General features: G+C 67.6%; 11 protein-coding genes. 8 read left to right on the forward strand and 3 right to left on the reverse strand.

The window, feature by feature from the left end:
* Position 1: 1 nt before the first annotated feature.
* On the reverse strand, positions 2-868 hold the full coding sequence (locus R2733_22895; GenBank protein MEZ5379366.1) for a TauD/TfdA family dioxygenase: 867 nt from the start codon (positions 866-868) through the stop codon (positions 2-4).
* Between the two features lie 50 nt (positions 869-918).
* Positions 919-1,443: a DinB family protein gene (locus R2733_22900; protein MEZ5379367.1), complete on the reverse strand. Its 525-nt coding sequence runs from the start codon at positions 1,441-1,443 to the stop codon at positions 919-921.
* Between the two features lie 118 nt (positions 1,444-1,561).
* Here R2733_22900 and R2733_22905 point away from each other — a divergent pair, with 118 nt between their 5' ends.
* From R2733_22905 to R2733_22930, 6 genes are all read left to right on the forward strand, one after another.
* Positions 1,562-2,134, forward strand: coding sequence for a hypothetical protein (locus tag R2733_22905; GenBank protein MEZ5379368.1), 573 nt, complete (start codon positions 1,562-1,564; stop codon positions 2,132-2,134).
* Between the two features lie 133 nt (positions 2,135-2,267).
* Positions 2,268-4,007, forward strand: a complete 1,740-nt coding sequence (locus R2733_22910) for a hypothetical protein (GenBank protein MEZ5379369.1) — start codon at positions 2,268-2,270, stop codon at positions 4,005-4,007.
* A gap of 304 nt (positions 4,008-4,311) precedes the next feature.
* Positions 4,312-4,695: a hypothetical protein gene (locus R2733_22915; protein ID MEZ5379370.1), complete on the forward strand. Its 384-nt coding sequence runs from the start codon at positions 4,312-4,314 to the stop codon at positions 4,693-4,695.
* 37 nt (positions 4,696-4,732) lie between these two features.
* Positions 4,733-5,878: a SpoIIE family protein phosphatase gene (locus R2733_22920; protein MEZ5379371.1), complete on the forward strand. Its 1,146-nt coding sequence runs from the start codon at positions 4,733-4,735 to the stop codon at positions 5,876-5,878.
* On the forward strand, positions 5,862-9,686 hold the full coding sequence (locus tag R2733_22925; protein ID MEZ5379372.1) for a hydantoinase B/oxoprolinase family protein: 3,825 nt from the start codon (positions 5,862-5,864) through the stop codon (positions 9,684-9,686). Before R2733_22920 ends, R2733_22925 begins: the two co-directional genes overlap by 17 nt.
* Positions 9,683-12,007 (forward strand): xanthine dehydrogenase family protein molybdopterin-binding subunit, encoded by a 2,325-nt coding sequence (locus R2733_22930; protein ID MEZ5379373.1) that lies wholly within the window; start codon positions 9,683-9,685, stop codon positions 12,005-12,007. The genes R2733_22925 and R2733_22930 overlap by 4 nt, the downstream gene beginning before the upstream one ends.
* Here the strand turns inward: R2733_22930 and R2733_22935 are convergent.
* Positions 11,971-12,360, reverse strand: a complete 390-nt coding sequence (locus R2733_22935) for a hypothetical protein (GenBank protein MEZ5379374.1) — start codon at positions 12,358-12,360, stop codon at positions 11,971-11,973. The genes R2733_22930 and R2733_22935 overlap by 37 nt on opposite strands.
* 42 nt (positions 12,361-12,402) lie before the next feature.
* Here R2733_22935 and R2733_22940 point away from each other — a divergent pair, with 42 nt between their 5' ends.
* Entirely contained in the window at positions 12,403-13,770 is a 1,368-nt protein-coding gene (locus tag R2733_22940; GenBank protein ID MEZ5379375.1) for an FAD-binding oxidoreductase, read from the forward strand.
* The gene (locus R2733_22945; GenBank protein MEZ5379376.1) at positions 13,767-14,420 is read left to right on the forward strand and encodes a GNAT family N-acetyltransferase; all 654 of its coding nucleotides are present in this window, start codon (positions 13,767-13,769) and stop codon (positions 14,418-14,420) included. The genes R2733_22940 and R2733_22945 overlap by 4 nt, the downstream gene beginning before the upstream one ends.
* Positions 14,421-14,429 lie beyond the last annotated feature (9 nt).

The raw sequence follows: 14,429 nt of genomic DNA on the forward strand, positions 1-14,429 counted from the left end.
CTCAGGCCGACGGCACCAGCACCGGTGCACCGGCACCGATCGTGGTGCGGTGGAGGAGCCGGTCGTAGCCGTCGTAGCCGGCTGTCGCCCGGTGCAACACCGAACGGTTGTCCCACATCACCAGCATGTTCGGCTCCCACACGTGCCGGTACTGGAACGGCTCCGAGGTCTGGTAGGCATAGAGCTCGCCGAGCAACGACCGAGCCTCGGCGTCGTCCATGCCCTCGATCCCGATGATGTAGCCGAGGCAGCTGAAGATGCCGAGGCAGCCGGTTTCTGGGTGCTCGCGGATGATCGGATGGGTGTGGGTGGCCATCGCCGCGCCCGAAGGGCGGATCGCCATCGACCGACCCGCCTTCTGGTCGGCCTCGCCGTAGGTGCCGCTCGGTGCGTAGCCGCCACGGGCGGAGTGCACGGCGATCTTTCCTTCGAGACGCTGCCGCAGCTCGACGGGCATCCGCTCGAGTGCGAGATGCTGATTGGCATAGAGCGTGTCGCCGCCGGTGGGCGGGATCGTGACCGCCATCAAGCAGGTGCCCTGCGGCGGATGCACCTGGAAGCTCCAGTCGCTGTGCCAGTTCTCGGCGAACAGGGGAGCCGTCTCATCGGCTCGACGCTCGACTGCGATGATGTGCTCCCGACCCTCGATCGGCCCGATGTAGGGGTCGTCGCCGAACGGGCCGAAGTGGAGGGTGAAGCGCTCGAGGTCGTCGTCGTCGATCGACTGGTCGGGGAACGCCACCACATGGTGCTCCAGCCAGGCGGCTCGGATCGCGGCGACCGTGGCTTGATCGAGCGGCTGTGACAGGTCGACGCCTCGAATCGTGGCGCCGCACGCCTGCCCGGACGGAATGATCTCGATGGCCATGGCTACGACGCTACGTTCGCGCCTGCGGCCGGACAAGTCCCTCGATGCCGTCAGTCGCCGACCTGGGCGTCGATGGCTTCCCGGAGCAGGTCGGCGTGTCCCACGTGGCGGGCGTACTCCTCGATCATGTGCACCAGGATCCATCGCAGGTTGACGCCCTCGCCCTGTGGTCCCCGACCCACGGCGTCGAGACCGGCGCCATGCGCCGCCGCCCGACTTCGCTCCACCGACTCGGCGAAGAGCGCCGCGAGCTGGCCGTGGGCCCGGTCTTCGCCCCAGGTCATCTCCCAGTCGGGATCGATCCCGAAGTCGGCGCCTGACCACGGATCGGGGGCCGGATGGCCGGCAAACGTCATGTGGAACCAGTGGTCCTCGACGAACGCCATGTGGCTGAGGAGCCGACCGAGGGTGAGCGTCGAGGGCAGGGGAGCGGAGTGCAAGTCCTCGGTGGACAGTCCCCACGTCTTGCGAACCAGCACGATCCGGTAGAAGTCGAGCATCTCGTCGAGCGTGGCGCGCTCGTCGGCAGTGCGATGCTCCTCGGGCAGAGCCGGTGCGTCCTCGGGCAGTTCCATGTGGCAAACCCTAGGCCAGCCGTTTGCGCACGTCTGCCGGTTTGCTCGGACGGTGCCTCGGGCTGCAGGTCAGGAAATGGTGCTAAAGGCGACGAGTTGACGGGTCGTTGACCTTCGCATGTCCAAGACCGTCAAGCTCGTTGTCCCTGCCTCGTGGTTCGCTGGAGGCTGGTTGCCCCAGATCTGCGCCAAGACCGGCAAGCCCACGACCGATACCCGCAAGACCAACGCCGAGTACATGAGCCCCGTCGCGTTTGCCGGCTTTCTCATGGGTGTCGTCGGCTTCCTCCTCCTCCACCTCATCACGCGCAAGCGGGTGACCGGCGTTGTCCCCCTGGCCGGTGGTGGTCGCCGCGGTCGGAACCTGACGCTGGTGGGCTTCGTCGTCATGCTGGCCAGCTTTGCTGCGATGTTCGGCTTGCTGTCGCCCGATGCCGGCAAGCAGATGCTCGGTGCGCTCGGTCTTCTGGGCATCTTCGTTGGTCTCGCCTTCGTCATCGCCGGAACCGTCGCCGGTGTGCCGGTGAAGCTGTCGAAAGACCAGCAATGGGTCACCTTTACGAAGGCCCACCCGGACTTCGCAGCGGCCGCCACGGCCATGATGGCGGAAGCCACCGCTGCCGCCGCAGCCGTGCCCACCGCCCCTCCCGCCATGGCCGGTGCCCAGGACCCGTTTGCGTCGAGCTACTGATCGCTCACAGGGCTCATCGCCGCCGAGCCAGCGTGATCGACCGGCCGCCGGGAGCTGAGGCGTCGAACGGTCCCGACCTGCGTTGCGGCTCGGCTCGAGATCGGCTGTCACACCCCATCGTCATACTGTTTTCATGGGATTCGGGTCGGCGAAAGATGCAGGGAAGAGGGGGCGGATCACTGCTGATCCGTCCACTCCGTATGTCGCCCAGCTCGCCAATCAGCTCCTCACGTTCTCCTCGATGAACAATGTCGAGGATCTGTCGGCCGATGAGATGGCCGACCTGTTGTTGGTGATGGCCAACGCGGCGGAACACCTCGAGACCCAGACCGGCCAGTTGGCGTTGGCCGCGCATCGTCGTGGTGTGGGCCGCCATCTCGGTTCGAGGTCGACCGGGGCATGGCTGGCGCATCGGGCCAAGGTCACCCCAGCCCATGCCCACCGCATGATTCGTCGTTCGGAGACTGAGGTGGCGTTCGCCCGGTTCTATCTGGCGCATGAGGACGGCAAGATCACCGGCTACCACCTCGACCATCTCGGGGAGTTGTGGCGGAACAATCCCAAGCTCGAGGAGCTGCTGTATCGGGACGAGGCGATGCTGTGCGACGCCGCCTGCTCCCTGCCGCCGCAGAAGTTCGGTTTGGTCTGCCAGAAATGGTTGTCGCTCGCCGATCCCGATGGGGCGTACGAGAAGTATTTGTTGAACCTGGAGCGCCGGTTCTACCAGTCGTCGAAAGACCTGGACGGCAACTTCCATCTCGCCGGACGGCTCGATCCGGTGAACGGTGAGATCTTCGATCAGCTGGTGTCGAAGCGGGCAGCGGAGTTCTTCGACGCCGATTGGGCGAAAGCGGTGGCGGAGGCAGCGCCGGGTGAAGTGATCACCAAGTCGATGCTGCGCCGGAGCGACCGGCAACGTCGCCTCGATGCGCTGGTGTCGTTGGTGATCGACGGGTCATCGACGCCGGAGGGGGCGCAACGTCCGGAGCCGTCGATCATCTTCGGTTTGGATGTGTTGAGTCTGTCGGAGTTCATCGCCCAGATGCTGCATGCCGATCTCGGCGACTGGGCACCGGACACCGGCGCCGGTGACGGGACCGTTGCAGCTTGGGGCGGCGCTGCCGCTGGCGAAGGCACCGCTGGATCCAGCGACGTCGCACCGCAGGAAGGCGCTGCTGGATCGGCGGCTGCTGGCGAGCCGATCGACGACACGGCCCCGACCGCCGGCACCCACAGCGGTGGATCCACGACGTCAGCGTCTGACCGCAACGACCACACCGCCACTGGCAACGATGCCAAGTCCGACCGTGCCGCCGGGGCCGACCGTGCTACCGGAAGCGATGCCGCCACCACCGGTCATGCCGCTGACTCCGGGCCCGCCACCAATGCCACGGCCGCCAGCCCGTCCGGCGGGCTCAGGCTGCCGGATCCGCCGTACCCGGTTCCTGCCGGCCCGTCGACTGCGGCGGCGGTCGATCCGATGCGACGCTGTGAGACCTTGCGGGGCACACCGATCCCGTTCCGGATCATGCTCCAACACCTGTTCGAAGCCCGGATCCGCCGGGTCGTCTACACCGCACCCAACGTGATCATCAACGCCAGCCAGTCCCGCCGCCTGTTCTCCGCCACCCAGAAACAACTGATCAAGTTCCGTGACCGGTGCTGCACGTTCCCCGGCTGTCACCGCGACGCCATCTATTGCGAAGCCGACCACCTCCGAGCCTTCGTCGACGGCGGCCCCACCGACCTCACCAACGGCCAGTGCCTGTGCCGGTACCACCACGACCTCAAAACCAGAGCCAAGTTCTACTGCGAACCGCTGCCCGACGGGACGGTCGGGTTCTTCCTCCCCACCGGCATCCAACTCGAGTAACCCCCGGCGCATCCACAGCAGCACGCCAACCACACCACACACCGACCCGAACCGACGTTCGAGGTCGGCATCGACGCGCCCGCCCTCAGCACGTGCCGGCCGCGCCCTCGACGCAGCAGGCTGGGGCCATGTCAGCTCGGGATCGAGGAACGGCGTCACGGCCAGGCCAGGACCACGACGTGCGGGTCTTGCCGAGGCGTGGCGCCCACCCCATCGCGAGGCCGTCAGCTCGCGCCCCGAGGTGGGCGAAATGGACCCCTCGGGGAGGTTGGAAGTCGTCACCCGAATCCTCCAGACTGCACCGATGCAGCACGCATCCACCGATCCTGACCTCCTCGAACAGCTCGAGTCGATGTCGCCCGAGGCCATCGATGAGCTGCCGTTTGGGGTCATCGGCTTCGACGCCGACGAGATGGTCCGTGTCTACAACACGCACGAGTCCGAGACGGCTGGTCTCGACCCGTCACGAGTACTCGGATCGCATCTCTTCGTCGAGGTGGCACCCTGCACCAACAACTACCTCGTGGCCGAGCGGTTCCGCGAGTGCGACGACCTCGACGAGGAGCTGGACTACGTGTTCACCCTGCGTATGCGTCCGACACCGGTTCGCCTCCGGCTACTGGCGAAGGCCGGCGCCAACCTCCGTTACATGGTCGTCGTCCGCGCCGCCGACGTGCCGAAGAACTGATCTGCCAACAACCAAACACACGACAACGAACACCGCGATGCCCGACCGTCTCCACCCCGAACACCAGGACCTGCTCCAATTCCTCTACCAGTTGCCCATCGGCGTCATCGCCATGAGCAACGCAGGGGAGGTATCGATGATGAACCCGGCGGCCTCACGCCTGCTCATGCCCGAGGTCGAAGCGGGCGAGGATGTCGCCCAGCCGCTGCCCATGCTGCTGCGGCTCGCCCCGGAGCTCTTCGAGAAGCTGGTGGCCGAGCCTGACACGCTGGGAATGATCAGTACGGGCCGGGGCCGAGACGTCGACAGCAGCGACGGTGTGACTCGGTTTGCCGTCACCGCTCATCGACTTCGACCTGACCACGTGATCGTGTCGCTCACCGATGTCACCGAGGAACGACGGCTCTACAACGAGCAGCGGTCGCGGGCTCGCCGCCTCCAGAGCGCACTGCTCGGTCGAATCGACCTGAACGATCTCGAGCTGAGCGTCGCCTACCTTCCTGCCCACAGCGACGACCTCAGCGGTGGCGACTGGTACGACGTGATCAACGTCGACCAGGACCGGTTCGCGCTGGTGGTGGGCGACATCGTGGGTCATGACATCGAGGCTTCGGCCACGATGGGTCAGTTGCGAGCCATCGTGCGGTCGTTTGCCCTGGTCGACGCCGACCCGAGCAGCGTGCTGCATCGCACCGAATCGCTGGCCCGCACCATCGACGGCGCCAGTTGCGCCTCGCTCAACTACGCGCTCTTGGATCGGACCGACTCGACGATCACGTTCTCCAGCGCCGGTCACCCGCCCCCACTGCTGATCAGCAACGACGGCACCGCTCAGCTGTTGGCCGGTGGTCGCCGCCCGCTGCTCGGTGTGGTCGATCTGCCCGACAGTCCGAGCGAGGTCGTGGCGCTCGGTCATGGCGACATCCTCGTGATGTATACCGACGGCCTGATCGAGCGCCGCGGCGAGGGTGTCGACGACGGCTTCGAGCGACTCACGGAGGCGGCGAGCGAGGTTTGCGACATCGAGTCGCTCGACGAACTGGTCGAAGCGCTGACGCACCGACTCCTCGACGGCTTCGACCAGGCCGACGACGTCTGTGTACTTGCGCTCCGTCATCGTGCCACCAACCCTCCATCGCCGGCGGAAATGATCCAGACTGAGGGGCGTGTCGACCCGAGCTGACGCCCCCGCTGACCAGCTGCCTGATGCCCTCGGCATTGCGGTCGACGTTGGCGGCACCTTCACCGACCTGGTGATCAACGACGGTTCGTCGGTGGTGCTCGTGGTCAAGGTGCCGTCGGTGCCGAGCGATCCATCGACCGGGGTGACCAACGCGGTCGCCGAGGCAGCTCGACGACTCGATGTCAGCCCTCGTCACCTCATCGAACGGTGTGAGCGCTTCGTCCACGGTTCGACCGTTGCCACCAACGCCGTGCTCGAACACAAGCTGGCGCCCGTCGGCCTGCTCACCACCCGAGGATTCCGCGACGCACTCGAGATCCGTCGGGGCCGCCGCGTCGACCAATGGGATCATCGGGCGCCTTGGCCTGAGGTACTCGTGCCGCGCTCACTCCGATTCGGTATCACCGGCCGGCTCGCCCACGACGGCACCGAGATCGAGCCGCTCGACCTCGACGACATCGCAGCGGCAGTCGACGTACTCCGGGGCAAGGTCGAGGCGGTGGCCGTCTGCTTCCACCACAGCTATGTTAGCGACCGCCACGAGCGAGCAGCAGGTGAACTGCTCGGCGAGGCGTGGCCCGGCCGGGTCTCGTTGTCGTCCGATCTGGCGCCGGTACTCGGCGAATACGAGCGGGCATCGACCGCCGTCGTCAACGCCGGGCTGCTCCCGATCGTCTCGCCCTACCTTCGACGCCTCGAAGATGCACTCCGGGCATGGGGTCTCCGCACTCCGCTGCTCCTGCTCCAGTCCAATGGCGGCACTGTCCCGTTGGCGGCGGTGGAGCGCCGACCGGTCGACCTGGTCCTGTCCGGCCCGGCAGCCGTCGTTGGTGCACTACGCAGCCTCGACGACGGGGCGATCGACGACGGCGGCAGGACCGAGCCCGACGACGTCATCTCGATGGAGATCGGCGGGACCTCGTGTGACGTCGCCGTCCAGATCAGCGGCGCCGTGGGTGTGGTCGACGAGCTCAGTGTCGGTGGCTCCGACCTGCGGATTCCCGCCGTCGATGTGCAGACCATCGGGGCCGGTGGCGGCACGATCGCCTGGCTCGATGACGCCGGCATGCTCCAGATGGGCCCGCAGGGTGCGGGCGCCGTTCCCGGCCCCGCCAGCTACCAGCGCGGCGGCACCCAGCCCACGGCGACCGACGCCCAGCTCGTGCTCGGTCGCCTGCACCCTGGCCCGTACGCCGGAGGTGCGGTCGACCTCTCACTCGAGGCGGCAACCAGGGCGATCGACGAGCACATTGCGACGCCGCTGCGCATCACCGTCGAGGCCGCGGCTGCCGGCATGCTCACGCTCCTCGAACAGCACGTGCAGGCTGCCGTCGAGACGATCACGATCGAGCGAGGACGCGATCCCGGGTCGCTCACGCTCGTCGCCGCTGGTGGTGCCGGTGCCGTGCACGGAGCGGCAGTTGCACGAGCGCTCGGGATTCCGCGCTGGCTCGTTCCCTCGACCGCCGGAGTGTTCTGCGCAGCCGGGATGCTCCGATCCGAGTTGCGGCGTGACGTCATTCGCTCGGTTGTGGCGCCGCTGGAGACGATCGGGGCCGATGGCCTACTCGCCTCGCTCGACGAACGCGACGGCGAGGCCTGGCGGCTGGTCGAGTCCGATTGGCCGGAGCCGGTCGCCAACGAGGCCCGGTCAACACGTTGGGCGCTCGACATGCGCTATCCCGGCCAGCTGTGGTCGGTCAGGGTCGAGCTCGGCGCGGCCGACGAGGCCCGTCAACTCCTCGCATCACCCCACGCGCTCGGTCAGCTCAGGCAGCGATTCGAGGCCTACTATCAACGACTCTTCGGACACATCCAGCCCGACGGCCGACTCGACGTCACCTCGGTGAGCGTGGTCGCCTCGTCCGTATCGCCTGGGGCCCTACCGAACGAAGGCGCTTCGACCAGCGTCCAACCCACTCCGCTCCGCCACCAGGACTGCTGGCTGACGAAGGCGCAGGGCCGGCGAGAGGTGCCGGTGTACGGACCGCTCGAGGTCGGCCAGGAACTCGACGGTCCGTTCCTCATCGAGCTGCCGACCACCACCGTGCTCGGTCTGCCCGGCGATCACCTCGAGGTCACCGCTGGTGGTGATCTGGCGATCGAGATCCGCCACGCCGGCGACACGGTGACCCACGATGTCGAGACCGACCCGATCGCGCTGGCACTCGTCCAGGCCCGACTCGACCACCTCAGCCGCCACATGGGGTGGGTGATGACCCGCACCGCCCGCAGCCCCATCTTCAGCCAGAGCCATGACTTCTCGTGTTTCGTCACCGACGCCGACGGCACGCTGATCTCGACCGCCGATGGCATCCCGATCCACACCGGTGGCGGTGGGTTCGCCGTGCGCGCCATCCTCGAGCAGTTCGCCGGCGACATCGGACACGACGACGTCTTCCTGCTCAACGACCCCTACACCTCGGGCGGGAATCACCTGCCCGACTGGGTGATCGGGCGCCCGGTGTTCGTCGACGACTCGCTGGTGGGCTTCTGCTGCAACCGAGCGCACCAGTCTGACATCGGTGGGGGAGCCGCCGGAACGTACAACCCGGAGGCCACCGAGATCTGGCACGAGGGACTCCGGATCCCCGTGATGAAGCTGGTCGAGCGGGGCAAGGTCCGCTCCGATCTGTGGCGCCTGCTCCAGCTGAATTCGCGCACTCCCGACCTCCTCGACGGCGATCTCCGAGCGATGCTCGGGTCGACCGAGATCGGCGCCGAGCGCATGGTCGAACTGGTGAACGACCTCGGCACCGAGGCGGCCCGGCGAGCGTTCGCCGAGCTGTGTGACTACGCCGACCGCCGGTTCCGTGCCGCCATCGCCGCGCTGCCTGATGGAACCTGGCGGGCGAGCGAGCACTGGGACGACGATTGTTTCGGCCCGGCCGACGTCGACATCGAGCTGGCGCTGACCATCGCCGGCGATCAGGTCACGGTCGACTTCACCGGCACCGACGACCAGATCCGGGGCTTCAAGAACAGCTCGTACGTCAACACCTGGTCGGCCGTCTCGATGGGCTTGATCTCGTTCTTCGAACCCGACCTTCCCCGCAACGAGGGGACCTTCCGCAACGTCGATCTGATTGCTCCGCTGGGATCGGTCGTCAACGCCCGACCGCCGGCGCCGCTCACGATGAACACGGTGATCCCGGCCCACGAGATCGTGCACCTCATCTGGCGTTGCCTCTCACAAGCCGATCCGACTCGGGCGCTCGCCGGCTGGGGCAAGAACATCTTCTGCGTGACCGCGGCGACGCCGGGTGCCTCCGAGCCATTCGTGATGTACCACTGGAGCGCAGCGGCGGGCGGCGGCGCCACCGACGAGCGCGACGGGTTCAACCAAATTGGCCATCTCATCGCGCTCGGTGGACTCACGCTGCCCGAGACCGAGTTCGTCGAGCAGCAGTATCCGGTGCGAGTGGTCGAACAGACCTTCCGATGCGACGGTGGGGGCGCGGGCACATTCCGCGGCGGCACCGGCATCGACTACGTCGTCGACGTTCTGGCCCCTGCCCGCTGGTCGTTCCGAGGCGAAGGCCTCGGCGAACCGACGGGCTACGGCATCGCCGGTGGGCTCGCGGGCGCTGGAGGGGTCATGGCCATCGATGGCGCCGACCTCGTCGTGCCGAAGTACGGCTTGGCAACGCTCGGACCGGTTCGGCTCCGGGCTTCGTCGCCGGGTGGCGGAGGCTACGGCGATCCGCTCCTGCGAGACCGGCGACTCGTGGCCCGCGACGTCGCCGATGGCGTGGTGTCGCCCGAAGCCGCTGCCTCGATCTACGGCTATGCAGAGGACGACGCATGACCGATCGACCCTTCGCCGGTCGCCGGGAGGACCGGGCGTTCCTCCAGGGCGCAGCTCGCTATGTCGCCGACCTCGACCCCGTTGCCCTCGGCATCGACGGCGAGCTGTTGCACGTTGCGTTCGCCCGATCGCCGGTGGCCCACGGCGAGGTCCGAACGATCGACACCACAGCCGCCGAAGCCGGCGTCGGAGTGATCGCCGTCTACACGCACGAGACCCTCGGTCTCGGGCCTTTCGTGCACTTCGGCTCCTACGAGCACGCTCGGGAGCAGTCGAGGTTTCCGTTGGCGGCCGGGCGAGTTCGGCACGTGGGCGAGGCGGTGGCCATGGTGGTCGCCGAGACCCTGCCGTTGGCGATCGACGCCACAGAAGGCGTCGATCTCGACATCGAGCTGCTCGAACCGATCATCGACCCGTCCGGCGCTGCCGATGGACCGCTGCTGTATCCCGACGCCGGCACCAACCTGGTGCTCAGACTTGAGAACGGACCTTTGCCGACTAGCGGTGGGTTGGCCGACACGGAGGCGGCGTCTGACGAGGTGAGCGTCACCGTCACGATCGACAACCCGAAGGTGTCGTCGCTCACCATCGAGTGCGACGCCATCGTCGCCATTCCGCTCGCTGATGGCGGACTCGACATCTGGTGCACATCACAAGGGGTGCAGGACCTGCGCGATGAGCTTGCTGCTGCGCTTGATCTTCCGGCCTCATCGATCCGCATGCGCTCGCCATCGGTGGGCGGCGGGTTCGGCGGCCGAGCCACGCTGCCGGTGGAGTTCGCCGCCGTTGCTCGCGCTGCGTTGCTCCTGCGTCGTCCACTCCGCTGGGTCCAGACCCGCTCCGAGCAGCTGACCGGTCAGCCCCAGGGGCGAGGGTTGCGCACCACGATCACGCTCTCTGCCTCGACCGGCGGCCAACTCCGCCGGCTCGATGCCGAGGTGCTCGGCGACGCCGGTGCCACGGCTCACATGCAGGCAGCGCTGCTGGTGAGTGCGCTTCGGCAGCTGCCGGGGCTCTACGGATTCGAACAGCTCCGCACCAGCGGCTCGGTGTGGTTGACGAACACCACGCCGGTGGGGGCCTATCGAGGTGCCGGTCAACCCGAGGCGAACCACGCTCGTGAACGTGCGATCGACGTGCTGGCTCGCCGCCTCGGCCTCGACCCGATCGCCTTCCGCCTCGAGAACTTGGTGCCGTCCGGACCGGGACCCCGACAACCCCGTGGCCTCGACTACGACGAGGTGGCGCCTCGTGCGGCGCTCGAGCGAGCGATCGAGCTGGCCGACCTCCCACGCTGGCGCGTCCGCCAAGCCGAGGCTGCCGAAGCCCAGTCGCCGAAGCGCATCGGTATCGGTGTCAGCTGCTATGCACAGACCAGTGGCCGGGGAGCGCCGGCCGACGGCGCCGAACTGCGCTTGTTGGCCGACGGTGCGGTCGAGATCTTCTGCGCGTCACCCGCCCACGGCCAGGGGCACGCACACACCTTCGCCAACCTGGTGGCCGATCGACTCGGGATCGATCCCGACGATGTGCGCTACGTCGATGCCGACACTGCCACAATCAACGAGGGCCTCTCGACCGGTGGGTCACGGACCACGCAGGTCCTCGGCTCGCTCCTGGACGGTGCGTGCGATGCGATCATCGATGATGCTCGACCCCTTGTCGCCGAGCGGCTCGAGGTGGCGCTGAGCGATCTTGTCGTGGCGCCGGCTGGCTTCGGCCGGGGACCGGGGCTTGCCGTCAACGGGGTGCCCACCAAGCGAGTGGAGTGGGCCGAGCTGGCAGCCGAGTCGTCGAACGGCTGTGTCGCCGCCGCCAAACACGGGTCGGTGGCCGGGGCCACCCACCCCTTCGGTGCGCACCTGTCGGTGGTCGAGGTCGACACCGAGACGGGCCGAATCGAGCTGCTCCAACACGTGAGCGTCGATGATTCGGGAACGGTGCTGGAGCCGACGCTCTTCGAGGGCCAGCAGCACGGCGGGTCGGTGGGCGGCATCGGACAGGCGCTGGGCGAAGCGGTTCGCTACGACGTCGGCGGCAATCCGATCACCGGCACGCTCGCCACGTACAACGTGGCGTCGATCGATCGAGTGTGTCAGCTCGTGACCGGCAGCACGGTCACACCGACCGATCGAAACGCGCTGGGTACGCGAGGGATCGGCGAGAACGGCTGCAATGGGGCCACGGCGGCCGTGCACAATGCAGTGATCGATGCGCTCTCAGCGTGGGAGATCGAGCACCTCGATCTCCCGCTCGATCCGGAGACGATCTGGCGGGCAGTTGCTCAGAACAACCCGACGGCGTCGAAGACCAGCGAATAGACCAAGAAGAGGAACACCGCACCGCCCAGCACGGTGTAATGCCAACGCTTCGGGTGATTCGAGCGCCAGAAGCGTCGCATGCTGATCGTGATCGATACCATGGCGACGAGGCTGATGGCGATACCGAGCGGCCGCCCGACCGACGCAGCAAGACCGATGGCCGGGGCAACGAACGGGAAGAAGATGTAGGTGAGGAGGCACCGCACCGACGACACCAGGATCGACTTCTGGAACGCGCTCTGGGCTTCGGCCTGGGTAGCGGGCTGGGCCTGGTCGACCCGCAGGAACTTCTTCATGAAGGCGTCGGCCTTCGGCACGTCCTGCCTGGTGGGCACCGTTTCCGTCGTCGTCACGATGTCAACGTTATCGGCCCGATCTGCGGCATGCTGTGCACCATGAACTCGCTGTGGTTCGACTCGATGCCCCCTCCATCGGTTCGACCGCCGCTCCCGGGCCCGACGTCGGTCGACGTGGTCATCGTGGGCGCCGGCTACACCGGACTCTGGACCGCGTACTACCTGGCCGAGCGGGTGCCCGATGCCTCGATCGTGGTGATCGATGCCCACCATGTGGGCTTCGGCGCGTCGGGACGAAATGGTGGGTGGTGCATCAGCGAGGTGGCCGCCGATGCCGAACGTTGGGATGCGCTGGCCGGGCCGGGCGGCGGTCGTCGTATGGCCGACGCCATGCATCACACCGTCGACGAGGTCGAGCGGGTGACGATCGTCGAGGGGATCGACTGCGACTGGGCGCTGGGCGGCGAGCTGTACCTGGCCCGCAACCCGGCACAGGTCACCCGACTCCGAGCCCAGGTGAGCGGCACACTCGCCCGGGCGCCGGAGAGCGAGGCCCGCTGGCTCGATGCCGACGAGGCTCGCTCGCTGTGCAACGCCACCAAGGTGCTCGGGGCGATGCATCTGCCGCAGACGGCGGCGTTGCATCCGGGCAAACTCGTGACGGGACTGGCCGAGGCCTGTGAGCGGCGGGGCGTGGTGATCCACGACGACACCCGGGCCACCTCGCTGTCATCGGGTGTGGTCGAGACGACCCGGGGCCGCATCACGGCGACGTCGGTCGTGATGGCCACCGAGGCCTACAGCCGTGACCTCGAAGGCCACAAGCGCAGCCTGGTCCCGCTCTACTCGCTGATGGTCGCCACCGAGCCGCTTCCGGCCGACGTGCTGGAGGAGATCCGCCTCGAGACCCGGCCGACGTTCGCCGATGCCCGCTATCGGGTGATCTACGGGCAGCGGACGGCCGACGGTCGCCTGGCGTTCGGCGGTCGGAGTGCGCCCTATCGCTACGGCTCGGTGATCGACCCGGCGACCGAGAGTGACCCGGGCTACCACCAGATGATCATCGACACGCTCCACGACCTGTTCCCGGTCGTGCGGGATGCGGCAATCACGCACCAGTGGGGTGGCGTGCTCGGCGTGCCGCGCAACTGGACCCCCACGGTCAACGATCTGGGCGACGGTGTCTATCGGGCCGGCGGCTATGTCGGCGAGGGCGTCGCCGCCACGAACCTGGCCGGTCGCTGCCTTGCCCATCTGATTGCCGGGGCCGGCGGGGCCGACCACGATCGCGATCTCACCACCCTCCCGTGGGTCCGCAAACCGTCACGACGATGGGCTCCCGAGCCATTCCGATTCGCTGCCATCAAGGTCGGGGCGGAGCTGTTCGAGCGGGCCGATCGTCACGAGGAAGCAACCGGCACCCCGGCCAAGCAGGCCGAACTCGTCTGGAAGTACCTGCGCCGATGACCGCCACGCCAACGACGAAACCGGTCGAACAGCAGTTCCACGTCCGCCCGCTGCGAGCCGAGGACGGTGAGGCGGCGGTGGCGATCGAGGCCATCAGCTATCCCTACCTCGAGCCGGAGCACCGCCTCTTGGCGTCCGACGTCGCCATCCACGCCCGGGTGTTCCCCGAGGGCTCGTTCGCCGTGGTCGATGCCGACGACACACTGTGGGGGATGGCGCTCGGTTGGCGCCTCGATTTCGATCTGGAACGGCCGTTGCACGTGCTCGACGATGTCGCCGACGAGTCGGCCCACGACCCACGCGGCGACTGGTACTACGGGCTCGATATCACCGTGCATCCCGCCCAGCGGGGACAAGGGCTCGGTGGACTGCTCTACGAGGCCCGCCGCCGATTGGTCCGGGCCGAGAACCTCCGAGGCATCCTGGCCGGCGGCATGATCCCCGGCTACCGGGCCGTGATGGACACCGTCGATGCCCCCACCTACATCATCGATGTGGTCGAGGGCCGTCGGACGGATCCGACACTCAACTTCCAGCTGCGCCAGGGATTCGAGGTGCGGGGACTGCTGCCGGGCTATGTGAACGGAACGGCGGGCGGGGGAATTGCTACCTTCCTCGTGTGGGAGAACCCGGACCATCGACCGACATGAATCACGGCG

The sequence above is a fragment of the Acidimicrobiales bacterium genome (assembly GCA_041394265.1).
Taxonomy (GTDB): Bacteria; Actinomycetota; Acidimicrobiia; order Acidimicrobiales; family SZUA-35; genus JBBQUN01.

Excerpts from the sequence above, each read along its gene's own strand:
- R2733_22905 (MEZ5379368.1), top strand. The coding sequence starts at position 1,562 with ATGTCCAAGACCGTCAAGCTCGTTGTCCCTGCCTCGTGGTTCGCTGGA.
- R2733_22945 (MEZ5379376.1), top strand. The coding sequence starts at position 13,767 with ATGACCGCCACGCCAACGACGAAACCGGTCGAACAGCAGTTCCACGTC.
- R2733_22895 (MEZ5379366.1), bottom strand. The coding sequence starts at position 868 with ATGGCCATCGAGATCATTCCGTCCGGGCAGGCGTGCGGCGCCACGATT.
- R2733_22900 (MEZ5379367.1), bottom strand. The coding sequence starts at position 1,443 with ATGGAACTGCCCGAGGACGCACCGGCTCTGCCCGAGGAGCATCGCACT.
- R2733_22930 (MEZ5379373.1), top strand. The coding sequence starts at position 9,683 with ATGACCGATCGACCCTTCGCCGGTCGCCGGGAGGACCGGGCGTTCCTC.
- R2733_22910 (MEZ5379369.1), top strand. The coding sequence starts at position 2,268 with ATGGGATTCGGGTCGGCGAAAGATGCAGGGAAGAGGGGGCGGATCACT.
- R2733_22940 (MEZ5379375.1), top strand. The coding sequence starts at position 12,403 with ATGAACTCGCTGTGGTTCGACTCGATGCCCCCTCCATCGGTTCGACCG.
- R2733_22915 (MEZ5379370.1), top strand. The coding sequence starts at position 4,312 with ATGCAGCACGCATCCACCGATCCTGACCTCCTCGAACAGCTCGAGTCG.
- R2733_22920 (MEZ5379371.1), top strand. The coding sequence starts at position 4,733 with ATGCCCGACCGTCTCCACCCCGAACACCAGGACCTGCTCCAATTCCTC.